Annotated in this window: 24 protein-coding genes; 16 read left to right on the forward strand and 8 right to left on the reverse strand. The window is 35.4% G+C overall.

Annotated elements, in window-relative coordinates:
* Window positions 1-63: 63 nt before the first annotated feature.
* Complete coding sequence (gene pdhA / locus A1704_RS02665; RefSeq protein WP_062670214.1) at window positions 64-1,065, reverse strand: pyruvate dehydrogenase (acetyl-transferring) E1 component subunit alpha; 1,002 nt, start codon at window positions 1,063-1,065, stop codon at window positions 64-66.
* 846 nt (window positions 1,066-1,911) lie between these two features.
* Between pdhA and A1704_RS02670 the strand changes: the two genes are divergently transcribed.
* From A1704_RS02670 to A1704_RS02680, 3 genes are read left to right on the forward strand one after another with little or no spacing between them, the layout of a single operon-like run.
* The gene (locus A1704_RS02670) at window positions 1,912-2,514 is read left to right on the forward strand and encodes a phosphatase PAP2 family protein (protein WP_062670215.1); all 603 of its coding nucleotides are present in this window, start codon (window positions 1,912-1,914) and stop codon (window positions 2,512-2,514) included.
* 8 nt (window positions 2,515-2,522) lie between these two features.
* Window positions 2,523-3,008 (forward strand): BlaI/MecI/CopY family transcriptional regulator, encoded by a 486-nt coding sequence (locus A1704_RS02675; protein WP_062670216.1) that lies wholly within the window; start codon window positions 2,523-2,525, stop codon window positions 3,006-3,008.
* 24 nt (window positions 3,009-3,032) lie between these two features.
* A complete protein-coding gene (locus tag A1704_RS02680) occupies window positions 3,033-4,817 on the forward strand; it encodes a DUF4153 domain-containing protein (RefSeq protein ID WP_062670218.1) in 1,785 nt (594 codons plus the stop codon).
* A gap of 55 nt (window positions 4,818-4,872) precedes the next feature.
* Here A1704_RS02680 and A1704_RS02685 read toward each other — a convergent pair whose 3' ends face one another.
* Both A1704_RS02685 and A1704_RS02690 read right to left on the reverse strand, forming a co-directional pair.
* On the reverse strand, window positions 4,873-5,625 hold the full coding sequence (locus A1704_RS02685; RefSeq protein WP_062670220.1) for a hypothetical protein: 753 nt from the start codon (window positions 5,623-5,625) through the stop codon (window positions 4,873-4,875).
* A gap of 137 nt (window positions 5,626-5,762) precedes the next feature.
* A complete protein-coding gene (locus A1704_RS02690; RefSeq protein WP_034696719.1) occupies window positions 5,763-6,113 on the reverse strand; it encodes an RNA recognition motif domain-containing protein in 351 nt (116 codons plus the stop codon).
* Between the two features lie 368 nt (window positions 6,114-6,481).
* On the opposite strand from A1704_RS02690, the gene A1704_RS02695 reads away from it, so the two are divergent.
* The 9 genes from A1704_RS02695 to A1704_RS02735 all read left to right on the forward strand — a co-directional run bounded on the left by A1704_RS02695 (window position 6,482) and on the right by A1704_RS02735 (window position 16,331).
* Window positions 6,482-6,895, forward strand: coding sequence for a DUF6157 family protein (locus tag A1704_RS02695; RefSeq protein ID WP_062670222.1), 414 nt, complete (start codon window positions 6,482-6,484; stop codon window positions 6,893-6,895).
* 97 nt (window positions 6,896-6,992) lie between these two features.
* A complete protein-coding gene (locus A1704_RS02700; protein ID WP_062670225.1) occupies window positions 6,993-7,388 on the forward strand; it encodes an acyl-CoA thioesterase in 396 nt (131 codons plus the stop codon).
* Window positions 7,385-7,945 (forward strand): helix-turn-helix domain-containing protein, encoded by a 561-nt coding sequence (locus tag A1704_RS02705; RefSeq protein WP_062670227.1) that lies wholly within the window; start codon window positions 7,385-7,387, stop codon window positions 7,943-7,945. The genes A1704_RS02700 and A1704_RS02705 overlap by 4 nt, the downstream gene beginning before the upstream one ends.
* A gap of 194 nt (window positions 7,946-8,139) precedes the next feature.
* A complete protein-coding gene (locus A1704_RS02710; protein ID WP_062670229.1) occupies window positions 8,140-11,007 on the forward strand; it encodes a heavy metal translocating P-type ATPase in 2,868 nt (955 codons plus the stop codon).
* A gap of 4 nt (window positions 11,008-11,011) precedes the next feature.
* On the forward strand, window positions 11,012-11,740 hold the full coding sequence (locus tag A1704_RS02715) for a DUF72 domain-containing protein (RefSeq protein ID WP_062670231.1): 729 nt from the start codon (window positions 11,012-11,014) through the stop codon (window positions 11,738-11,740).
* A 294-nt stretch (window positions 11,741-12,034) separates the two neighbouring features.
* Window positions 12,035-12,904, forward strand: coding sequence for a polysaccharide deacetylase family protein (locus A1704_RS02720; protein WP_062670233.1), 870 nt, complete (start codon window positions 12,035-12,037; stop codon window positions 12,902-12,904).
* 64 nt (window positions 12,905-12,968) lie between these two features.
* Window positions 12,969-13,628 (forward strand): YggS family pyridoxal phosphate-dependent enzyme, encoded by a 660-nt coding sequence (locus A1704_RS02725; protein ID WP_062670235.1) that lies wholly within the window; start codon window positions 12,969-12,971, stop codon window positions 13,626-13,628.
* Between the two features lie 56 nt (window positions 13,629-13,684).
* The gene (locus tag A1704_RS02730) at window positions 13,685-14,869 is read left to right on the forward strand and encodes a sigma-54-dependent transcriptional regulator (protein ID WP_062670237.1); all 1,185 of its coding nucleotides are present in this window, start codon (window positions 13,685-13,687) and stop codon (window positions 14,867-14,869) included.
* A gap of 100 nt (window positions 14,870-14,969) precedes the next feature.
* Window positions 14,970-16,331: an MATE family efflux transporter gene (locus A1704_RS02735; RefSeq protein WP_062670239.1), complete on the forward strand. Its 1,362-nt coding sequence runs from the start codon at window positions 14,970-14,972 to the stop codon at window positions 16,329-16,331.
* 171 nt (window positions 16,332-16,502) lie between these two features.
* Here A1704_RS02735 and A1704_RS02740 read toward each other — a convergent pair whose 3' ends face one another.
* Together A1704_RS02740 and A1704_RS02745 are read right to left on the reverse strand one after the other, a co-directional pair.
* Window positions 16,503-17,006 carry a GNAT family N-acetyltransferase gene (locus A1704_RS02740; RefSeq protein ID WP_062670241.1) on the reverse strand — a complete coding sequence of 168 codons (504 nt, stop codon included), beginning with the start codon at window positions 17,004-17,006 and terminating at the stop codon, window positions 16,503-16,505.
* A 188-nt stretch (window positions 17,007-17,194) separates the two neighbouring features.
* On the reverse strand, window positions 17,195-17,758 hold the full coding sequence (locus A1704_RS02745) for a Crp/Fnr family transcriptional regulator (protein WP_062670243.1): 564 nt from the start codon (window positions 17,756-17,758) through the stop codon (window positions 17,195-17,197).
* Window positions 17,759-17,834: 76 nt separating this feature from the next.
* Between A1704_RS02745 and A1704_RS02750 the strand changes: the two genes are divergently transcribed.
* Entirely contained in the window at window positions 17,835-18,524 is a 690-nt protein-coding gene (locus A1704_RS02750) for an HAD family hydrolase (RefSeq protein ID WP_062670244.1), read from the forward strand.
* Between the two features lie 85 nt (window positions 18,525-18,609).
* Here the strand turns inward: A1704_RS02750 and A1704_RS02755 are convergent, their stop codons facing one another.
* Complete coding sequence (locus tag A1704_RS02755; RefSeq protein WP_062670246.1) at window positions 18,610-21,012, reverse strand: S9 family peptidase; 2,403 nt, start codon at window positions 21,010-21,012, stop codon at window positions 18,610-18,612.
* Window positions 21,013-21,130: 118 nt separating this feature from the next.
* On the opposite strand from A1704_RS02755, the gene A1704_RS24335 reads away from it, so the two are divergent.
* Window positions 21,131-21,280 carry a bacteriocin-like protein gene (locus A1704_RS24335; protein ID WP_157885743.1) on the forward strand — a complete coding sequence of 50 codons (150 nt, stop codon included), beginning with the start codon at window positions 21,131-21,133 and terminating at the stop codon, window positions 21,278-21,280.
* 58 nt (window positions 21,281-21,338) lie between these two features.
* Here the strand turns inward: A1704_RS24335 and A1704_RS02760 are convergent, their stop codons facing one another.
* On the reverse strand, window positions 21,339-21,767 hold the full coding sequence (locus tag A1704_RS02760; RefSeq protein WP_034696730.1) for a DoxX family protein: 429 nt from the start codon (window positions 21,765-21,767) through the stop codon (window positions 21,339-21,341).
* A gap of 68 nt (window positions 21,768-21,835) precedes the next feature.
* Window positions 21,836-22,711 carry a GTPase Era gene (gene era, locus A1704_RS02765; RefSeq protein WP_062670247.1) on the reverse strand — a complete coding sequence of 292 codons (876 nt, stop codon included), beginning with the start codon at window positions 22,709-22,711 and terminating at the stop codon, window positions 21,836-21,838.
* 351 nt (window positions 22,712-23,062) lie between these two features.
* Here era and A1704_RS02770 point away from each other — a divergent pair, with 351 nt between their 5' ends.
* Both A1704_RS02770 and A1704_RS02775 read left to right on the forward strand, forming a co-directional pair.
* Window positions 23,063-23,626 carry a Crp/Fnr family transcriptional regulator gene (locus A1704_RS02770; protein WP_062670250.1) on the forward strand — a complete coding sequence of 188 codons (564 nt, stop codon included), beginning with the start codon at window positions 23,063-23,065 and terminating at the stop codon, window positions 23,624-23,626.
* 224 nt (window positions 23,627-23,850) lie between these two features.
* Window positions 23,851-24,183 (forward strand): DMT family transporter, encoded by a 333-nt coding sequence (locus A1704_RS02775; RefSeq protein WP_034696733.1) that lies wholly within the window; start codon window positions 23,851-23,853, stop codon window positions 24,181-24,183.
* Window positions 24,184-24,314: the final 131 nt, after the last annotated feature.

Below are 24,314 nucleotides of genomic sequence, written 5' to 3' on the forward strand. Positions count from 1 at the left end.
CGAGATTTGAGATTTGAGATTTCAGAAATTTCAAACTTCAAATTTCAAATAAATTTTTATTTTTTAGTTTTCTAATTTGTCTAAGAATGGATAATCTTCCTGAGCATATACATACTCATAGACTTTTTCTGCATCCGGATACGGGGAGTTTTCCATAAATTCGATACACTCTTCAACAAAGTCTCTGGATTTGTTATCCATAACTTCCAATTCTGCTTCTGTAGCCCATCCGTTTTCTAAAATTCTATGTTTTATCAATTCGATTGGGTCATCATTTTTATGAAGAGCTACTTCTTCTTTAGATCTATATGGCTCGGCATCAGACATAGAGTGCCCTCTGTAACGGTAAGTTCTTGCTTCAATGAAAGTAGGTCCGTCTCCTCTTCTTGCTCTTTCAATAGCTTCGTAAGCAGCTTCTGCCACTTTTTCAGGATCCATTGCATCTACAGCAAGGCAAGGCATTTCGTATCCTAATCCTAATTTATAGATATCTTCGTGGTTGGCTGTTCTTTTTACAGAAGTTCCCATTGCATACTGGTTGTTTTCTACAACAAATACTACAGGAAGTTTCCAGTTCATTGCCATGTTGAAGGTCTCATGTAAAGAACCTTGTCTTGCAGCACCATCACCAAAGAAACAGATATTTACTGCTTTTCTGTCGAAATATTTATCTGCAAAAGCAATACCTGCACCTAATGGAATTTGTCCTCCAACGATACCATGTCCTCCGTAAAAACGGTGTTCTTTACTGAAAATGTGCATAGATCCACCCATACCTCCGGATGTTCCGGTAGCTTTACCACAAAGTTCAGCCATGATTCTTTTAGGATCTACTCCCATCGCCATTGGATGGATGTGACATCTGTAAGCAGTAATCATACTATCCTTTGTAAGATCCATTGCATGCGTAAAACCGGCAGGGATAGCTTCCTGACCGTTATACAAATGTAAAAATCCTCTGATCTTTTGTTTTAGGTAAAGAGAACGGCATTTGTCTTCAAACCTTCTCCACATTGTCATATCTTCATACCACTTCAGGTATACCTCTTTAGAAAATTCTTTCATGTGTTAGCTCTTGCTTTTTTATGATGAAATAGTTGAGCAAAATTATGAAAAAAACTTTGTTTTTATTCTATACATAGATAACTTTTCGATTTTTCTGCAAAATCTATTTGCGGGCTGTATGGATTATTCTTAATTTCCGACCCCTTGGAAGCTTGATAAAGCTAAGTTTTATCCATTACATTCTTTCCGTAATATTTCAGAAATCGCCCTATTCATAAGTATTTCCCGAAACAACATATAATTAGGAGACATTGGAATTCTTTATATTTTGTTCTCCTATTTTATTCCTCTTTAATTATTGTTAATATATATTTTGGTTATTTCAACAGCTTCTTTTCCGGGAAAAATCTGTAAGTTTCAGAGTTCTGTCTTCAATTTCATTAACGAAATTACCCTATTGTTTTACCGTTCTGGCTTTAATTTCCTTCCAATCTTTGTCTGCTATAAATCCTTCCCTGCCATTTTCATTGTATACTCACCTTTTCACTCAAGCAGGTAAACAACCTCTGTTTTTCATTGAATCCCGATTTCAGGATTGACACAATTGATGGATAGGTTGTAGTGTAACAATATTTTCCCGGGAAACTTTTTGAATAAAGGCTAAACAACCTGAAAATATAAATAATATGAATACAGGTTACATGATAATGCTGAGTAAGACTGATCAATTAATATTAAGCATTTCCTGCAAAATTCAGTATTCATTTAAAAAAGCAAAAAAAACATTTCACTTCATCAAAAACATTTAGTAATCAGATAACTTACCCATTAAATCACCTATTCCATCTCATGGTTTCCATTTGATTTTTGAGGTTATAATAGTATATTTGGTTTTTAATCTCAACTATGGAAGAAAAACAATCTTCATTATTACATAAAATTTCAAAAGTCATCTCTGATTTTTTTAATCCTTTGATCTCTCTGATCATTTTCTTTATCTACATGAGCATCAGAGAATATTCCCTTAAAAATTCTATGCTTTATTTCCTTCCTGTATTATTAATGATCATTATTCCGGTTGTGATATGGCTGGTGTGGAATGTAAAGACTGGAAGGTATACCAATATGGATGTTTCCAACCGTGTCCAAAGGAAAACCTTATATATATTTATTGCAGTTTGTGTGATCGCCTATCTTCTTTTTAATTATATCAGAAACGGATACATTGATTTTGTCATGCTATTTATTCTGGTACTACTTTTCGCTCTTCAGATCAGCAATCTTTTTATCAAAAGCTCGATGCATACAGCATTCAATGTATTTGTGGCAGCACTCTTTTTCTCACTGAACTGGAAAATGGGTTTTGCATGGCTGGGAATCGCTATTTTAGTCGGAATCACACGTATCATTTTAAAAAGACATACCGTAAAAGAAGTATTTATGGGGGCTGGAATAGCTTTTCTGGTATCTTTTATCTATCTTTATTGCAATATTCAATTTCAACATTAGAATACTCTATGAAAATAAATCATCTTACTGCCGCAGAAGAAAACTTTATGAAGCTGTTTTGGAAAATGGAATCTTTTTATCTGAAGGACGTTATGGAGCAGCATCCGGAACCGAAACCACACCAGAACACGGTTTCCACTTATTTGAAAATATTAGTTGAAAAAGGCTATCTATCTACTGTAAAAGAAGGAAGAATCTTTAAATACAGCGTACTTGTTCCTTTAGATGGGTATAAAAAATTTCTATTAAAAGAACTTTCACACAACTTTTTTAATCATTCAGGGAAGGAAATCCTGGAGCTTTTATTAAGTGAAAAATTAATTTCCCAGGAAGATATGAAGGGTTATTTTGATCTAAAAATCGAAATAAAGCCAGCAAAGGTGGAAGAACCTAAGTTCGAAGTAGCTGAAGAAATCCTGAATCCAAAAAAAGAAAAGAAAACCAAAGGAAAAGACAAGGATAAGGATAAAAAGAAAAAAAAGAAAAAAGATTAATCTAAACCTTAAAAACACCAAATCATGAAAACAAAATTCCAGGAAACTCTAAGCCGGGCCAATGAAGTCATTTTCCGATATCCAATGATTTTGGTAATGGCTTTATTAGCTGCTATTGGTGCCATATACATTGTGGAAACGGAACGTAGTGAAATTACTTCTTATATTAAGTTCACCATTTGTTCCTGTCTCGGAATTTCTCTGATGTTTGCATTAAAAATGTTGTCACAGAGAATCGGGAAAGAATTACTACTACAAGTATGCGGTATAGTTTTCCTTATAGGTTTCTATTATATCCTGCCTGATAAAAAAAACAGTTTTACAGAAGTATACGCTTATATCATTGCTGTTACTGCTCTTCTCTCTCACTTATTGGTATCATTTGTTCCGTTTCTGGAGAAAGACAGAGAGCTCAGATTCTGGCAGTATAACAAAAACCTTTTTATCAATATCTTTCTCACTGCCGTATTTACAGGAGTTCTGACAGGCGGTGTGGAATTAGCCATCTTAGCGGTTGATAAACTTTTTGACTTTAATTTTCATGACAGAATTTACAGAGATACATTCTTTGTTCTCGCTATTTTGGGAAGCAGTTTTATTTTCCTTTTATTTAATGATAAAGGCTTAAATAACCTTGAAAAAGACGGAACTTATCCCGTTGTTCTGAAGTTTTTTACTCAGTTTATATTAATTCCGTTACTCCTTATCTATGTAACAATTCTTTATTTTTATTCTGTTAAAATATTAATCAACTGGCAGCTTCCAAGAGGCTGGGTTTCTTACCTTGTTTTAGCCTATAGCATTGTTGGCATCCTTGCATTACTTCTGGTTCATCCGTTGAAAGAAGAAAACGCAAAATCCTGGGTCAGAATATTTTCAAGAGCATTTTATTATACCATTGTTCCTTTGATCGTTCTGCTTTTCACTGCTATTTTTACCAGAATTTTAGAATATGGTTATACAGAACCAAGGTATTTCGTTCTGCTGCTTGCTCTATGGTTGTTAAGCATTGTTGTCTACTTTATTTTCAACAAAAAAGCTACAATAAAGTTCATTCCTGTCAGCTTATTTTTATTTGGTGCTTTTGCATTGGTTTCCCCTTATCTTAATGCATTTAGTGTGGCTAAGAGAAGTCAGAAAACAGAATTGATGAATATTTTAAACCAGCATCAGCTAATGAGTGCAGACAAGATTAATTTTCAGAAAAAAGTTACTGATACTGTCCGTAATGAAATTGCTGATAAATTTGAATTTCTGGCTGAAAGAAAGCAAAGTGAATTTCTATCAACTCTACTGAACGAAAAAGATCAGGCTGAATTAACCGACAATATTAAAAATGGTACATTTTATAGTATCAATTACGATATTCAGAATAAGTTCTCGGATGTGAATGTAACAGTAAAAAACAGAGCATACGAAATGAACAGACTCGTTCTTATTCGTAAAGAACAGGCTGTAGAAATTGGGAATTATCAATATTTAATTTTTTTCCATCGGTATAGCAGGGATCCCCAACAACTGAATAATGACCAGTTTGAGCTTACGGACCAACTGACAGAAAAGTCATCATTAAAACTCAGTTTAAATTCTCAGGAAAAAATAGATTTCGGGCCACAGATTATTAAACTATTTGAGAAAAATAAAAACAAGAAAGGAAATGTATTAATCCCAGAAATTGCTATGGAATCTGATTTAGGAAAGTATCACGTTAAGCTTATTTTCAGTGAAATTACAAGAGAAAAGTACTCTGAAAATTACAATGCCAGTATTTATTACGAAAACGTTTATATCCTTATAAAATTAAAATAAATAAAAAGAGACTACCATATGGATAGTCTCTTTTTTATTTTATCTAAATAGTCTGTTATCTATTAGTTCCTGAACTCCACAATGGAGTATAATCATTATAAACGACTAAGTTTCCGTCATTTTGTACAGAAAGCTTGTTCGCTCCTCTGCGAGAAGTATTTGAACTCCATACTGCTTTATTATAAGAATCATAAACAACTAGGTTTCCATCTGACTGGAACTCCGCTCTGCTTCCTTTATTATCTGTTCCGGATGCCCAGATTGCATCTCCGTTATCGTATGATAAAACAAGATTTCCGTCATTTTGGAAAGTCAGATAATAACTGCCATTAGGAGAGAAAACTTTTCCTCCTTTACGGAATTTGTATCCAGTACTTATATTTCCATTTCCGCGGCCAAAGCCATTATCTCTTCCACTATTTTTCAAATCGCTTTTTGAAGCCCATAACGGGTTTGAGCCATTATAAATAACAAGATTTCCGTCATCCTGAATAGTTAATCTTTCCGCTCTTCTACCATTAGTATTAGAACTAAAAGCCACCCCATTTCCAGGAGTATAAACCACTAAGTTCCCATCATCCTGAAAAACAGCTCTTACTCCCTTGTTATTAGTTCCTGCATCCCACATGGCAACTCCGGCTCTGTTATACAAAACAAGGTTACCATCATTCTGAAAAATCAAATAGTATCGGTTGTTACTTGCCCAGTATTTTCTATTTTGCTCTAAGTTCTGCCCTGTGTAAATGTTCTGTGCATTAATTAATAATCCACCAAACACCATCATTAATGCTAATAAATGTTTTTTCATTATAATTATTTTTTGATTGATTGATAATTTCTAAAATTATGCCAAAACATCATCATTTTCCAACCCAAGTTATAATTAAATGATTTACTGGAAATTAAATTCCATAAAAAAAGCGGCTTAAAAGCCGCTTCATATTTTTACCAACGATTTCCGCCTCCGCCACGGTTGTTACCATAGCCTCCGCCTCTATTATTGTTGTTACCATAACCTCCACCTCTGTTGTTATCGAAGCTTCTTCTTGGCTTCTCTTCTCTTGGCTTAGCCTCAGATACGTTTAGAGTTTTTCCGTTAAATTCTTTTTGGTTAAGAGCTTCAATAGCTTGCTTTCCTTCTTCATCACCCATTTCTACAAAACCGAAACCTCTGGAACGACCAGTTTCTCTGTCTGTAACGATTTTAGCTGATGATACATCACCAAATTCTGCGAATAGATCGTGCAACTCATACTCTTTAGTTGCGTAATTGATGTTTGAAACAAAAATGTTCATTTTAAATAAATTAAAAAATTAATAAAAATTTGGTATATAAAAGAAAAACAACATAAATTAATGAACAAATATTGATTCCAAATATAAACGTATGCAAGATACAATTAAAAATTTCAAATCAAAGCTTTTTTTAAATATTTCTCACATTATGTTGAATCTAAAAACAAAAAAAACACATAAAAACAATTTAAAAACCTGATTACCAAATAGTTAATTAGAAATGCATTTTGTTATAAAATTAGTTAAAGATTTAAAAACAAATGCCAACGCTGAGTCCTCAAAATCAAGTTGATATAACACACAACATTTCATTTATCAACTTCCTTACTGCCCTGTTCTTCATAAAATTTTAAATACTGCACCAGAATATGAAATCTTACACCACAAATTATACCAACACACTTATTGAAGCCGCTGAAGATTGTCCTGTTTTCCGTTCACAGGTTCCTCCTGAAAAAAAGGAAAAAACACTCGCCAGTCTCCAATATGAGCAACTTATAAAAAGTCCTTATCAATATTCTTCCGATGATCTAATTTTTGAATGCTATGCCATTAAAAATGAAATTTCAAAAAATGAGAAAGAGAATGAAAGAGAAAAATTCTTTTCCAGAGGCCAGCCTTGTCTACGGTGTTCTCCTTTAGCAAAAAAATATGGGTTTGGATTCCATCATAATACAGAAGGGAAAGTAGCTCTGATTGCCATAGAAAGCGAAGAATATCAAACATTACTGAATGATCCTGCTATAGCAAAAACGAAAGCCATGCGTTCCAAAAGAAAATGATTGAGAAAATGAATGATTCTTTTCAGATCAATAAATACTATTCTTTTGAAAAGATCAGCTTTTAACACTAAATTTGTACTGCAAATTATTACAAGATATGAACTACCATACCAGAAAATGGGTGAAACCCGAAGACTTAAACCCCAATCATTCACTTTTCGGAGGAAGACTCCTTCAATGGATTGATGAAGAAGCTGCACTTTATGCTATCATTCAGTTGGAAAACACAAAAGTAGTAACCAAATTTATTTCTGAAATCAACTTTGTCAGCTCAGCCAAACAGGGAGATATTATAGAAATTGGAATTGAAGCTACCCATTTCGGGTCTTCTTCTATTACTTTGAGATGTGATGTAAGAAATAAAATGACTCATCAAACCATTATTACGGTAGAAAGAATTGTCATGGTAAACCTTAACGAAGAAGGCAATCCTGTTCCTCATGGCAAAACCCAGATAGAATTCGTAAAAGACAGGTTAAACAACAGCCTATGAAGATTTTCATAAAGAATATGGTCTGCAACAGATGCATTTCGGCAGTAGAAAATATCTTCCGTAATGCAGATGTAAAGACAGCTAATATCTTACTGGGAGAAGTAGAAACGGAAGCTGATCTTTCTCCTGAAAAAATGCAGATCATAGAAAAAGAACTGCTCGATACAGGTTTTGAAAGAATTATGGATTCAGCTCATCAGACTGTAGAAAAAATCAAAAACCTGATCATTGTAAAAATAAGCGAGCTCGATATCTCGGAAGATTTTCTGCTTTCCGAATTTTTAAGTTCAAAACTTCACAAGGATTACAGTGCTCTTTCCAAAACATTTTCTCAAAACGAAAATATCACATTAGAACAATTCTTCATTCTTCAGAAAATAGAAAAGGTAAAAGAGCTTCTTTTATACAACGAATTCAACCTTACTGAAATTGCAGGAAAACTTGGGTATAAAAGTGTACAGCATCTTTCTTCCCAGTTCAGGAATACAACAGGATTCACTCCTACTGAATTCAAAAAACTCAAAGAACACAATCGCAAAGCACTCGACAATCTATAAGTTTAAGTGTTTGAGCGTTTAGGATGAAGGAGTTAAATATTCCTATTCAAACTTACAAACTCTCAAACACTCTTACTCTTATACTCTCCTACCCTTAAACTCTCCCACTCCACCTAATTTTATAACTATTATCCTTAAATTTATAACAACCTTAGTTTTCCATTTTGGAAATTTGTACTATAAATTTAAGAATCATGGAACAACAGTATAAAATACTCGGAATGACCTGTTCCGGCTGCCAGAAAAAAATTTCAAATCAACTGAACAGTGTTGATGGTGTTAAAGCCGATGTAAATCTGGAAACCGATACCGCCACCATCACTTCTGATCATGGAGTGAAACTTTCGGTATTAAATGATGCCCTGGCAGAAATAGGGAAATACAGACTTGAAGATCCCAATCATCCCGAGACAGCCTTTGTAAAACCTCAGGACCGTGTATCTCCGTCTTCGGTATACTATTGTCCAATGGAATGTGAAGGAGATAAAGTATATTTCAAACAAGGGGAAAGATGTCCTGTCTGCAAAATGTATCTGGTTCCTATTGAAGAAAAGCTTGCCAAAGATCCTAATTATAAACCAACTTATTCATCAACCAACCTTCCTGAAAATTTTAAAGATAGTATCGGGAAGCATTATTGTCCGATGTTTTGTGAAGGGGATAAAGTATATGATGAAAAAGGCAGCTGCCCTGTTTGTCATATGGATTTAGAGCCAATTACTGAAGAACTCGCCCAAAAAGCAACCTCACATCAGCATCACGCTCATTCCCATTCTCATTCTCACCATCATCATAATCATGACCATCATCATGAGGCTCCTAAAGTGACTGATGAAATGGCAGGCAGGTACTACTGCCCAATGTATTGTGAAGGCGACAAAACCTATGATTCTAATGTGGGATGTCCGGTTTGCGGAATGGATCTTGTAAAATATCCGGAAAAGAAAACCGCAAAATACACCTGTCCTATGCATCCGGAAATCATTCGTGACGAACCGGGAGACTGCCCGATCTGCGGAATGGATCTCGTGAGAATGCCGGACAGCGGTGATGATGACGAAGATGAAACCTATACTCTATTAAAAAGAAAGTTCATTATTTCACTCGCGTTTACGATTCCGGTTTTCATTCTTTCTATGGGAGGAATGTTGATCAATTTCCCTTTCTCTCATCAGATCCAGGGATTTATTGAGCTTGCATTGACTCTTCCTGTAATGTTTTATTCAGGATGGTTTCTGTTGAAAAGAGGCTGGGTTTCCTTCAAAACATGGAACCTCAATATGTTCAGTCTGATTGCTCTGGGAGTTGCTGCTGCATTTATTTTCAGTATTGTTGCTCTGATATTTCCAGACATTATTCCACATGAAATTCGTGGACATAATCATGAAATCCCATTGTATTTTGAGGCAGTCTGTGTGATTTTAACCCTTGTTATTTTAGGTCAGCTGATGGAAGCAGCAGCTCATAAAAAAACAGGAAATGCCATTAAAGAATTAATGAATCTTTCACCTGATGAAGCCAATCTTATGATAAACGGTGAAGAAAAAAAAGTACTGCTTTCCCAAGTAAAAATAGGAGATTTATTAAAGGTAAAACCGGGTGAAAAAATTCCCGTAGACGGAAAAATCATTGAGGGAAATTCTATTGTGGACGAAAGCATGATTACCGGAGAACCTGTTCCTGTTGAAAAAAATGTTGACGATAAAGTATCTTCCGGAACCATCAACGGTAACCAGGTATTCATTATGAAGGCAGAAAAAGTAGGTGATGAAACACTGCTTTCCCAGATCATCAAAATGGTGAATGAAGCCAGCCGCAGCAAAGCACCTATCCAGAAGCTTACGGATAAAGTTTCAAAAGTATTTGTCCCTGTAGTTATTCTTATTGCAGTACTTACTTTTGTTCTTTGGCAGTTTTTCGGCCCGGAAGGAAAAAGGACTCTATTTGCTTTTGTGAATGCTGTTGCTGTTTTGATTGTGGCTTGTCCCTGTGCCCTTGGTCTGGCCACTCCCATGTCTTTAATGGTAGGAATAGGGAAAGGTGCTAAAAACGGAATCCTTATCAAAAATGCAGAAGCTCTGGAACAGATGAATAAAGTAAATGTTTTGATTACTGATAAAACAGGAACTTTAACAGAAGGGAAACCCTCCGTAGAACATATTGAAACAGTAAACGGAGATCAGAATCAGATTTTAAAACTGGCTTTTTCTTTGAATCAAAATTCTGAACACCCACTTTCCAATGCCATAATAAAAAGAGCAAAAGAAGAAAATCTGACTGTGGAAAAAGTAGATCAGTTTGAGAATATCTCAGGAAAAGGAGTGAAAGGAAATATCAACGGAAAGATTGCTTATCTTGGAAATGAAAGTCTCCTGACCTCCCATCAGATTATGATTCCGGAGAGCTTAAAACAGAAAGCAGTAGAAGTTCAGTCTAAAGCTCATACTATTTCTTATATCGCACAGAAACAGCAGGTGCTGGGATTCGTAAGCTTTACAGATAAAATCAAAGAAAGCTCTAAGAAAGCCGTAAAACAGCTGATGAGTGAAGGTATAGACGTCATTATGATGACCGGAGACAACGAACATACTGCCAAAGCTGTTGCTGATGAATTAGGAATCAAACATTTCAAAGCCAACTGTCTTCCTGAAGACAAACTGAATGAGGTAAAAAAACTACAGCAGCAGGGCAAAATTGTAGCGATGACGGGAGACGGAATCAACGACTCTCCTGCCCTTGCCCAGTCTGATGTGGGCATTGCTATGGGAACAGGAACAGATGTTGCGATTGAAAGTGCTGAAATTACTTTATTGAAAGGAGATATCTTAGGCGTTGCAAAAGCTAAATTACTTAGTGAAAAACTTCTCAAAAACATTAAAGAGAATCTGTTCTTCGCATTCATCTATAATGTACTGGGCGTTCCGGTTGCGGCAGGATTATTGTATCCATTCTTTGGAATTCTTTTATCACCAATGATTGCAGCTGCAGCCATGAGCTTCAGTTCCCTGTCTGTGATACTGAATTCATTAAGATTAAACTCTGTAGATCTGGATATAAAATAATAACATGACAAAAGAAAATCTTTACATAGGGTGCTCGGGATTTTACAATAACGACTGGAAAGGGTCTTTATATCCCGAAAATTCCCAAAGTAAAGATTTTCTTTCTTTATACTCAAAAACATTCAATGCCGTAGAAATCAATTCTACTTTTTATAGAAAACCGACCTCAAAAACATTATTGAAGTGGCATGCTGAAACACCTGATAATTTCAGATTCTTCATTAAAATTCCAAAAGCCATCACCCATCAAAACCGGCTTGAAAATTCCAAAGACGAGATTGCTCAATTTTGCAATCATATTCAAAACAGCCTAAAGGATAAACTGTCCGGATTTCTATATCAGCTTCCTCCTTCCTTTACAAATACAGTTGAGAACACAGAACGGATTATCAACAATCTCGATTCCAGATTTCTGAACGTCATTGAATTCCGCCACAGTTCATGGTGGCAAAAAGAGATATTTGATCTTTTAAAACAACACGATATTGTCTTCTCAGGCGTAAGTTTTCCAGGCAATCTTCCTGAAGACCTTATTATTAATCATCCGGAAATACTCTATTACAGGCTTCATGGAAAACCTGTTCTTTACAAATCAGAATATAGTAATGATTTCATGGATGCATTAGCTGAAAAGATTAAAAATACAATCCAAACCTCATTTATTTTCTTCAATAATACCTGGGGAACGGCAGCTATTAAAAATTCGCTGTATCTAAAACATATTTTGGAATAACACTCCGGCAGAATGATTTGATTTTGTTAAAATAAAATAATTCTCCGTCAATTGAAGAATATTGAAATCTTAACAAACATAGAAAAATACTATCGTTTTCATATTTATAAATGTTAAATTTTAAAGAAAAGAAAATCATAAATTTACAACTTGTCAGGTAATGAAAATCTCCCTTAAAATAAAGTTCTTAAAATAAACTTAAAAAGAAAAACAACTGCACAGCTTGGCATATAATTTGTTAATTTTCATCTGTTATTTTTAACGATTTTTAACAATTTAAATTCCATTATTTTTATGAGAAAAATTTTTGCGGGAAAGTCAAAAAATATGACTTTTCTCGGGATGGTTGTATTGATGAGTACAACTTCGGCTTTATTGAACAGCTGTAATTTCAAGAATGAAGTGAATAATGACCCCGTCGTCAGTTCACAGGAACATCCTTCCGCAAAAATAGTCTCCAGTAATATGGATGATGAAAGCGTAGACCCGGATAAAAGAGTGATCTACCTTACCTTTGATGACGGACCCAATCAGGGGACAGAAAATCTTTTAAAAATCCTGGACAAGAGAAATGTCTGCGCCACTGCCTTTCTGGTGGGGAAGCATGCTTATGGAAGCAAAAAACAGAAGGATGATCTGCTATTGCTTAAGCAAAACCCTTTGGTAGAGCTGGCCAATCACAGTTTTTCTCATGCTCACAACAAATACACAGATTTTTATAAAAATGCTGATGCTGTAGTTCACGATTTTGACATCGCCAAAGACAGTCTGAATCTTACCGATAAAATAGCAAGAACTCCCGGAAGAAATATCTGGAGGCTCAACAATATTAATGTAACAGATATTAAAAGTTCCACTTTAGCAGCAGATGGACTTAAAAAAGCCGGTTATAAAGTAATTGGCTGGGATCTTGAATGGAGACCTTCTCAGAAAATGACTTTAAAAGGAAGTCATGAAGCCATGATCAAGAAAGTAGACAGTATTTTCATGAACGACCTTGAGAAAACATCCAGACACCTTGTATTCCTTACTCACGACCAGTATCTGAGAGATGCAGACTCTATCAATGAACTGGATATGTTTATTGAAAAATTGCAGAAAAGCAACAGGTTTGTGTTCAGAAAAATATCTCAATATCCTAAAATCAATGAGGTTTTGAATTAATAACCGCTGCATACCTGATATCACTAAGCTTTGAACATTCAGAGAATTTTCGGACATTTGTATTATGAGTATTAAAGAGAACTACAACACTATAAAAAACCAGCTGCCATCCACTGTGCAGCTGGTTGCTGTTTCAAAAACACATCCTGCATCGGCTGTTCAGGAAGTATATGACCTGGGACAGAAAGTTTTCGGAGAAAACAAGGTTCAGGAACTGATGGAAAAAGCTCCTCTTCTTCCTCAGGATATCCAATGGCATTTGATTGGTCACTTACAGACCAACAAAGTGAAGTACATTGCTCCTTTCATAGATACCATACAAAGTGTGGATTCTGAAAAATTATTAACAGAAATCAATAAAGAAGCAGGAAAACACAACAGGAAGATTAAAGTTCTTCTGCAGGTAAAAATTGCAGCAGAAGAAAGTAAGTTCGGACTTGAAATTTCTGAAGCGAAAGCTCTTTTTCAACAATCTATTGAAGGCAATTTTCCCAATGTGGAAATAACTGGTTTAATGGGAATGGCAACATTCACCGATGATGAGCAGCAGGTTAGAAATGAATTTTTAACACTGAAGAAGCTTTTTGATGAATTAAATCAATCAAAAGCATTAAATACTTTATCAATGGGAATGAGTGACGATTTCCCGATAGCAATCGAGTGTGGGGCTAACTCTGTGAGGGTTGGATCTGCTATTTTTGGAAGAAGAGACTACTCCAAATAGAATATTTAGGTACAGTTTTTGCTAATAATTGAAACAAAAAATTTAAATTTGCAACTATGCAAAAAATCCTTATAGTAGAAGACGAAAAAGCAATCTCGGGAGTACTTCATAGTATTCTTTCGGATGAACTCACCGATTATGAATTTGTTATCGCCGAAGATGGCCTTGAAGGTTACAAGCAGGTAGAAAAAGAAGATTTCGCCCTAGTGATTTCTGATATTAAAATGCCTAAGCTTTCAGGAACCGAGCTTTTGAAACAAAGTCTTGCCTTAAAACCAGAAACTACTTTTATCATGATCTCAGGACACGCAGACATTGATTCCGCTGTTTCCTGTTTGAAAGAGGGCGCATATGATTTTATTTCCAAACCCATTGATATCAACAGACTTATTACAAGTGTGAAAAATGCATTGGTGAAAGAAACCCTGAAGAAAGAAAACAAAAATCTCCAGACTGAAAATAAAACTCTAAAAAGAAAAGTAAGTAAGAAATACCAGATGATTGGTACTTCTACTGCTCTTCAAAAGATTCAGGATATGATTGAAAAGGTAGCTGCTTCTGATGCCAGAGTTCTGATCACAGGACCTAACGGTGCAGGAAAAGAGCTGGTAGCTCATGCAATCCACAATCAAAGTGAGCGTGCAAGAGGCCCTATGGTAGAGGTAAACTGTGCTGCTATCCCATCTGAACTTATTGAATCTGAACTTTTCGGACACGTAAAAGGATCTTTTACAGGTGCTATTAAAGATAAGCAGGGAAAATTTGAACAGGCCAATGGGGGAACGATCTTCCTTGACGAGATTGGAGATATGAGCCTTATTGCTCAGGCTAAGGTATTGAGAGCACTTCAGGAAAGCAAAGTTTCTCCTGTGGGAAGTGATAAAGAAATCAAAGTTGACGTAAGAGTAATTGCGGCAACCAATAAAAATATGCAGAAAGAAATTGAGGAAGGAAAATTCAGAGAAGACCTTTACCACAGACTTTCTGTTATTGAAATCTATGTTCCGCCATTGGATGAAAGAAAAGAAGATATCAAATTATTGGTTGAGCACTTTTCAGGAATGATTGCTGATGAGCATGGTACTGCTGCGAAAAAGTTTGATGATAAAGCTATTGATGCTTTAAAAGCGCTTTCGTGGACTGGAAATATCCGAGAATTAAGGAATGTTGTTGAAAGATTGATTATTCTTGGTGGAAACACTGTTTCTGAAGGTGACGTTGCAAGTTTTGTAAGGAAATAATAGCCTATTATTTACCATATTATAAAAATTTGCAGTGTTACCACTGCAAATTTTTTTTTGACCCTATTTGAATGATAAACTATATGAATCTTAAAATATTATGAACTTTTTAAACAAAAACTATACAAAAGAATGCCTGACTTTGGCTCTGCCTGTAATGCTTACTCAGGTGGGGCAAGTTTCAGTAAACTTATTCGATAATATTATTGTCGGAAAATTATTGGGTGCTGATGCTCTGGCATCTGTTTCATTGGGGAATGCTGTGTTTTTCTCCATATTTGTGCTAGCCCTGGGCTTTTCATTTGCCATTCCACCATTGGTTTCGGAAGCGCACTCCAAACAGGATCACGCTACGATCAATTCTGTATTCAGCCACGGCTTTATTATCAATATGTCGGTCGGAATTATCCTGATGGTCATTCTCCTTTTGGGAATGCCACTTCTCTATCATTCCGGACAGCCCGCCAAGATCATTCCTGATACGGTAAGCTTTTTAAGTATCATGGTGATCAGTATGATACCATTCATGGCCTTTCAGACCCTTCGTGAAGTTTCTGAAGGTTTATCTTATACCATTGGAGTTACCAAAGCGACCATTATTGCCAATATCATCAATATTGCCTTAAACTATGTCTTTATCAAAGGACTTTGGGGAATTCCGGCAATGGGTGTACAGGGATCTGCACTGGCTACTCTGATTTCCAGAATTTTTATGGTGGTTTTTCTTTATTTTGTTTTGGTAAAAGAAGAAAGAACAAGACGCTATATCAAAGATTTCTCTTTAAAAATTCAGGTTTTTTCAAAGCAGATGTTTGATAAAATGGTGAGACTTGGATTACCTACAGCTTTACAGATGTTCTTTGAAGTAACTGCTTTTGCCGGAGCTGCATTTATTTGCGGGCTGATCTCAGCACACGATATTGCTTCTCACCAGATCGCATTAAGCATGGCTTCATTTACCTTCAACTTATGTGTTGGATTCAGTGTTGCCTCTACGGTAATGATTGGGAGAAAACTGGGTGAACAGAATTTTGTGGAACTGAGAAAGGTAGGAATCAACAACCTGAAAATCGCCTTTATTTTTATGTGCATCTGCGGATTGGTGTTTATTTTAGGCAGAAATATCCTTCCTACCTTCTTCACGAAAAAAGAAGAAGTGGAAGTCATTACCCTGGCTGCAAAACTCATGATCATCGCTGCTTTATTCCAGCTTTCTGATGGAATTCAGGTGACAGCTTTGGGAATGCTCAGAGGTTTGCAGGATGTGAAAATTCCTTCCATTTATACCTTTATTGCATACTGGGTGATTACCATTCCTTTGGGATATTTCTTCTGTGTTACTTTAGAAATGGGCGCATTCGGAATGTGGATCGCACTTGGACTGGGATTAACGGTTTCCGCTGTTTTCCTGGTAAAACGATTCCTGAATATGTCTGCGAAAAGAATTAAGCAGAATTCATAAAAACAAAAAGGCTGTTTCAATGTGAGACAGCCTTTTTTATGTTCGTTAGTTTACTACAGAACAATGCGCTATATCCTTTCTATATCTATATAATTATGCATATTTTCTAAACACAAACAGCATAAATTAAATTCACAAATAGACACTAGCTTATCCGCCTTTCTGCTCAATTTAATCTATCCTCTTCCCTAAGATCTTCAAACTTCTTTCCACACCATCCAGAATCGCTACATTAGGAAGACTTCCCCAATCTTCAAATCCAAAGTGTCTGAATAACTTCAAACTTGGTTCATTATGAAGGAAAATAAGCGCTACAAGGTTTTTTACTCCAAATTTTCCGGCGTTATCAATGCAATATTGAAGAATGGCTTTTCCGTATCCTTTTCCTCTGCAGGATTCATCCAGATAAATACTTACTTCTACCGTACCGTTATATGCTGCCCTTTCATGGAATGAACTGAAACTGATCCAACCAACGGTTTGATTCTGGTCATCTTCAACTACCCAAAGCGGCCTTGTCTGGGGATTATGCTCTTCAAACCATTTTAGCTTACTTTCCACAGAAACTTCTTCCATGTCTGCAGTGACCATTCTTGAAGCAATTGTTGAGTTGTAGATGGCTACGATTTTATTCAAATCGGCTAATTCAGCATTTCTGAACTTTAGTTTTTCCATGAATATTGAAGTCAAATTATTTTAACGCAAAAATACTACATTTTAAAATCACCCCTGAAAAAACATACTTAATTTATTTCATTTTTAATAATTAAAGCAGACACACCCCTAAAAATACAATCATTTTTTTGGAATACGCAAAGAAGTAATAAATTTAAACTTTGAATATTTTTAAGGAGCAAGGAAAATTATTTCAAATCTTTTAAAATTCTATTTAAACTTCTTACTGTAATTCCTAAATAAGCCGCCATATCTTCTTTGGAGATATGAATATTCTGCTTAGCCTGCATTTGTAACAATTGTTTTAAAGTATGTTCTATCGTATACAACTGTTGATAGGATGCTCTGCTGGAAGTATTGATAATTCGCTCTGCAAAAGATTCTAAAAGAAGGTGATTCAGGGCAAGATCATTTTTAATCAAAGCTTTAAAAAACGGAATCTTTACTGCATATACTGTCACTTCATTGAGGGCTTCAATACTGCACAGACAGTTTATATTTTTGATTAATTCCACTTCCCCGATGATTTCACCGCTTCCCAGAAACTCAACAATATATTCTTTTCCGTTTTCTTCAGCCAGAAAGCATTTGACAATCCCTTCTTTAATCATCATGACATGAGAAAGCTGATGATCCTGTACCAGTATTTGATCCCCTGCAGAAAAAGATTTTACTATAAAATCGTCACTCCTGTTCTGCTTTTTGTGCAGTTCATCAAGATAGTTTAAAAATGTCTGATTCGTCCTTAACATATTCTCCCGGGACAAATGTCCTTTTCTTATTGAGTTTTTATACTGAATTTTACGGACAGAAAATTACAAAACAAAAATGAATAATCATATTACAACCATTGCTTTTGATGCGGATGATACACTTTGGATCAACGAACCTTATTTTCAGGAAGCAGAAAAAGAATTCTGTGTACTTCTTGAAGATTATCTTCCACAACATTCGGTATCACAGGAATTGTTTAAAACAGAAATGCAGAATCTCCATCTGTATGGCTATGGAGTAAAAGGATTTATGCTGTGTATGATTGAAACCATCACTAGAGTTTCTAATAATACAGCTTCATTGGAATTAGTTAATAAAGCTATTATTCTGGGTCAGGAGCTTCTTCAGAAACCTATAGAATTATTGGATGGAGTTACCGAAACCCTTGAAAGTTTAAAAGGAAAATACAGACTGGTTGTTGCCACAAAAGGCGATTTGCTGGATCAGGAGCGTAAACTGAAAAATTCGGGATTACAGGATTATTTTCATCACATTGAAATCATGAGTGACAAAAAAGAACGCGATTATAAAAAGCTTTTGAAACATCTGGACTGCCAACCTGAAAACTTTCTGATGCTTGGAAATTCTATCAAATCAGATATTCTGCCGGTACTAGAAATCGGTGGCTATGCCGCTCATATTCCTTATCACGTCACCTGGAGTCATGAACAGCATGATGTAAACCTTGAGCATCCTAATTTTATGGAGCTTAAGAGTATTGATGAGATTTTGAAGCGCTTTTAAATACGATATAACAACGCCCCAACTTCCTTAATATATTTTTAATCAAAAAAAGAGACTGTTTTTGATTAACAGTCTCTTTTTTTATTTATTTCTTCAAGCACTTTTCAAGGAACTGATCCTGTTCCCATAAAACGTGTAAAATATTTTCTTTCGCCTGGTAACTGTGGGCTTCTTTTGGAAGAAGAACCATTTTCACTGGAGCACCTAAATTTTTCAGTGCCTGGAAGTATCTTTCCGTCTGCAATGTAAATGTACCCGGATTATTATCTGCATCCCCGTGAATCAGAAGAAGCGGTGTCTTCATTTTGTCCGCATGCATAAACGGAGACATCGTGTTGTAGATTTCCGGAACATCCCAATAGTTTCTCTGCTCACTCTGAAACCCGAATGGTGTCAAAGTCCTGTTATAAGCACCACTTCTTGCAATTCCACAGGCAAAAAGGTTAGAATGAGTCAGAAGGTTTGCCGTCATAAATGCACCGTAAGAATGCCCTCCTACAGCCACTTTCTTTCTGTCGATATATCCTAAATGATCTACTGCATCAATGGCAGCAGCAGCATTGGCTACCAACTGAGGAATAAAGGTATCATTAGGTTCTGTTTTCCCTTCCCCAACAATTGGGAAAGCAGCATTATCTAAAACAGCATACCCTTTAGCTGTCCAATATACAAAAGAGCCATACGTTGGGAATGTAAAGTCATTATCATTTTGAGTACTCTGTCCTGCAGTATCCTTATCTTTATATTCTCTAGGGTAAGCCCAGATTAATAAAGGTAATTTTTCTTTCTTTGTCTTTCTATCATAGTTTGCAGGTAAATAAAGGGTCCCTGTCAGGGTAACACCATCATTTCTCTTGTAAGTAATCACTTCTTTGTAAACGTCTTTGATACTTTCAAAAGGATTTGCAAAATTGGTTACGGCTTCTGCTTTATTAGATTTAATATTCTTTTTAAAATAATTCGGATATTGGCTTGGTGACTGCTGAGTGGTCAGAATTTCTCCTTTTGAAGGATTTAAAATATCTACAATCCCTTCTTTAGCGTTTTTAAGATTAGAGGTATAAAGTCTTTTCTTTTTCAAAGATTTAATATCCATTTCGTCGATAAACGGGTGCTGTCCATCTTTGGTAAATCCATCTCCGATAAGATAGGCTTTTCCACCTTTCATATCGACTACAGATCTTCCGTATTGGTTTTTCGTTGTATTAAAATGTCCGGGATCGCTGTAAACATCCTGGTAATTTCTGTCATCGAAAACTTTTGATTCTCCACTGCTAAGATCCAACAGGTAAGATTTTGTATTTCTTGTATCATACCAGCCTTCAGAAACAATAGCATAATGATCATTAGTCCACACCAAGTCCTTATATCTCTGCTTTGTTTTGAAGAAAGATTTCGGAGCCGCTGTAAACGGAGCTTCCCAGGTAAATATCTCGTCTCTGTACTCTGCTGTTTTAGACTGATCTCCTCCATCCAGAGCTTCCGCATAGGTAAGAGTAGCCGGAGCATCGCTTCTCCATTCCATTTCTCTTTTTCCGGTTCTTACGGATGAAAATCCTTTTGGCATGATTTCATTCAAAGGAACGTCATTTACTGTTTTTACAGTATTTCCTTTCATATCATACACCACCGTTGTTGATGGAAATCTGCTCAGTGGCACAATATAAGAGAATGGTTTTTTAATAATTGTAGCCAGCAGATAGCTTCCGTCCGGAGAAAAACTTAAGCCGGCATACATATCCTGATCTTTCAGTTTCTTAAGATTTCCTGTAAGATCTACATTATAAATTTCAGAAGCAGTAAGGGTCTCAAAGTTTTTTTCGTCCTGAGGGTTCTTCAAAAGATCCTGATAAGTCCTGTTCTGGGAAACCTTACCATCTGCTGTTGAAACAATCGGGCCTGTCGGAAGGTCTTCGTCTGCATTTAAAAGAGCAGCTCTGTTTTGTGGAAGCGTTCTGATCAGGAAGCTTTGAGAGTCATTATACCATATATAAGGCATTCCTAAATTAGCATTCAGATTATCTGCTGTAATCTTTTTGGCAGATGCTGTTTCCATATCCACTATCCAAAGTTCTACTCCTTTAGCGGTTGTATTGGTAAAAGCCAGCTTCTTTTCATCCGGTGAAAACGAAACGTAGGCAATTTTTGAATGGGAAGGTAAATTTTTTACCTGAATTTCATTTTTATCATTGAGCTTTCTGATCTTCAGATTATTGGAGTAGATCATGCTGCTTGAAATATTGGTAACAGGATTGATTCTAAGTCCGCCAAGCTTCATTTCATTCTGACTGAGGTCTTCCAATGTTTTATATGTAGGGCGATACGTAAACACTACCCAGTCTTTTTTGCTGTTCATCAGAACACTCGGAGGTCTTTCATAATCTGCAAGTTTTAAAATCTCGGCAGAGGGTTTCTGATAGCTAATATTTTCCTGTGCATCATAAAAATTGAGAAATGCCAAGAGGCAAATAGTCAGTTTTATCTTCATTATAAATTCATTTTTTACGAATGTAGTGAATTTTAAAAGAATTTTAACACTTAAAATAAGACTCCTTTTAGTGTCATATTTATTTTTTTATTACATTTATCTTACAAATTAAAATAATATGAAAAATTTAAAAAAATTATCAAAAGGAAATTTAAAATTGATTAACGGAGGAAATGCTCCACTATGTGATGCAGGCTTTATGGCTTGCAGAGTAAGAGATGAAAACGGAGCCCTGATCTGGGAATGCTTACCTAACTGTAATTATTAATAACAGAAAAGGCACTTCATTTTCTGAAGTGCCTTCCTTATTTTGTATGGTTGTAAGATTACCAGTCTGAAGCTCTTTTTCTTCTTTCAATCATATGATCTACTGAAACTTTTCCAGCTCCAATTACCATAAGCAAAAGATAAACAGAAAGATAAATAAGGCTCATTTCTCTTTTTTCGAATGGATCTGCTCCATGTACCACAAAACCTGCAATGATCATTGTAAAGATTAAAAATCCCAGAGCAACTCTTGTAAAAAGCCCTAATATCAGGAGTATTGAACATACAAATTCAGCAAAAACCGTAAGAATCAATGACACCTGTGGTCCCAATCCCATAAAATCAAAAAATTCGATTTTACCACCAGCCAATAGCATCTGAAGCTTTGGAAAACCATGAGAAAGCATGGCAAAACCAACAAACACTCTTACTGCCAGTAAAATAATATCTTTAGGTATTGAGCTGAAATTTGAATTATTATAGTTCATGTACTAAAAAATTTATACTAAGGTAGTAAAAAATCTTTTAATACAACGGGATTACAGGCTATTTTAGTCTATCTGTAACCGAAATTTTTAAGATCCCTATCGTTCTTTCTCCAGTCTTTTTTCACCTTTACAAAAAGGTTTAAATGAATTTTTTTGGTGAAAAACTTCTCAAGGTCCAATCTGGCTTCAGTTCCAACTTTTTTAATCGCTTCTCCTTTATGCCCGATAATAATTCCTTTTTGAGTATCTCTTTCTACATAAATAATAGAGTCTATAAAGATAATTCCTTCTTTCTCTTTGAACTGTTCAGTCACTACCTCTACAGAGTATGGAATTTCTTTATCGTAGTTCAAAAGGATTTTCTCACGAATAGCCTCATTAACAAAGAACCTTTCAGGTTTATCCGTGTACTGGTCTTTATCATAGTAAGGCGGATTCTCAGGAAGCAAAGATTTTATTTTAGGTAAAATAACTTCTGTATTGAAGGCATTCAATGCAGAGATAGGTAAAATCTCAGCCTTTGGAATTCTTGCATGCCAATCTTCTACCAATTTTTCAAGACCTGCCTGGTCCGTCTGATCTACCTTATTTAAGAGAAGAAGTACAGGAACAGGAATTTTATTCAGTTTATCAATTAAAAATTCTGATGGTTCTGCTTTATCGGTAACATCTACAATAAACAGGAAAACGTCAGCATCCTGCAAAGAGTCCTTTACAAAATCCATCATTTTCTCCTGCAGTCCGTATTTTGGATCCAATACTCCCGGAGTATCAGAAAATACAATCTGAAGATCATCTTCATTATAAATACCAAAAATTCTGTGGCGGGTTGTCTGAGCTTTCTGCGTTACAATCGCCAACTTCTCTCCCATCAATTGGTTAAGCAAGGTCGATTTTCCCGCATTGGGCTTTCCAACTATATTTACAAATCCAGCTTTGTGCATAAAAATAATATTACGAACTGCAAAGTTAGTAAAACAAAATTGGTCTTTACCGTTAATCTTAACAATTAAAAGAAAAAAGAGAGTTATATGCCTAAATACAGTGTGAGAAAAGGAAATTTACCCTGGATCACAATTGCCGGGCTCACCAAGCCATCAAAAATTCTTTGAATTTTTGACACCTCTCCAATGGAGGAAAATTTTGCTCTTTTCCTTTGTAGTATTGACAATAAATAAATTGAAATCAGAAAAATTTTTGATTATACGTATTGCAATATTTCTGATAAAAAATATCTGATAATTTTGTATTGCATTACTTAAAACTGATATTTTTGACTATTAGAATTCATCTTTATGAATATAGACCAGATTCTTGATAAGGTTTACCTCCTTCCTGAGACCTCAAAAAACAGTTTAAAAGAGTATATTACCGAAGTTTCCCATCCTAAAGGCTTTTGTCTGATGGAAGCTGATATAGTGATTCCTTATCTTTATTTTATAAGAAAGGGGATCGCACGTGCTTATTCTTCAACAGCTGACAATGATATTACTTTCTGGTTCGGAAGCGAGGGACAATGTATTCTCTCTATGAAAAGCTATGTGGAGGACAAACCCGGCTATGAAAGCATTGAACTTCTGGAAGACTGTGATCTGTACAGAATGGAAACAGAAAACCTAAGAAAACTGTTCAATGAAGATATCCATATTGCCAACTGGGGACGAAAGCTGGCAGAAGCAGAAATGATAAAATCTGAAGAACTGATTATTTCCAGACAGTTCAAAACTTCTCTGGAACGTTATAAAGATATTATGGCGTATCAACCTGAACTGTTAAAAAGGGTTCAGCTGGGGTATATTGCGTCGTATCTTGGGATTACTCAGGTAAGTTTGAGTAGAATACGGGCCGAAATCAAGTAGATTAAAAATTCTTTGATCCTTAATTTATGTTTGGGCTAAAGCCAACGGAATGATCTTTTATATTATAAGCGGACTAAAGTCCGCTCCTAATGATATGACAACTCTTTCATTTACATCTTCATTCTTCCAGCTCCCATCTTTCTTTCTTTAATTTCATTTTTTAACAATTGTAAAATTTTTTCTCCTGTCAAATTCTGAAATTTGCAGTAGTAAAATTTTAAAAAATGAATTGGTTAATATTAGTTATCGCAGGATTATTTGAAGTTGCCTTCGCATCATGTCTGGGAAAGGCAAAAGAAACATCAGGAACTGAAATGTACCTGTGGTACGCGGGTTTCCTGGTAACAATGACAATCAGTATGCTTTTACTCATCAAGGCTACTCAAACCTTACCTATCGGTACTGCTTATGCGGTATGGACGGGAATTGGAGCAGTAGGAACTGCCTTAATGGGAATCATATTCTTTAAGGATCCTGTAAGTTTCTGGAGAGTATTTTTTATTGTAACACTTATAGGTTCTGTGGTAGGATTAAAGGCTGTATCCTCATCACATTAAAAAGCGCATAAATTTCTATCTATATTTAAAAGTGGGAACCGTTTTCGTATTGAAGGCGGTTTTTTTTAATCATTTTCAGGTTTTAATTTATTTGACAAGAAAAAGAAATTCTTTTATATCTTTATCGGAAA

The sequence above is a fragment of the Chryseobacterium cucumeris genome (assembly GCF_001593385.1).
Classification (GTDB): domain Bacteria; phylum Bacteroidota; class Bacteroidia; order Flavobacteriales; family Weeksellaceae; genus Chryseobacterium; species Chryseobacterium cucumeris.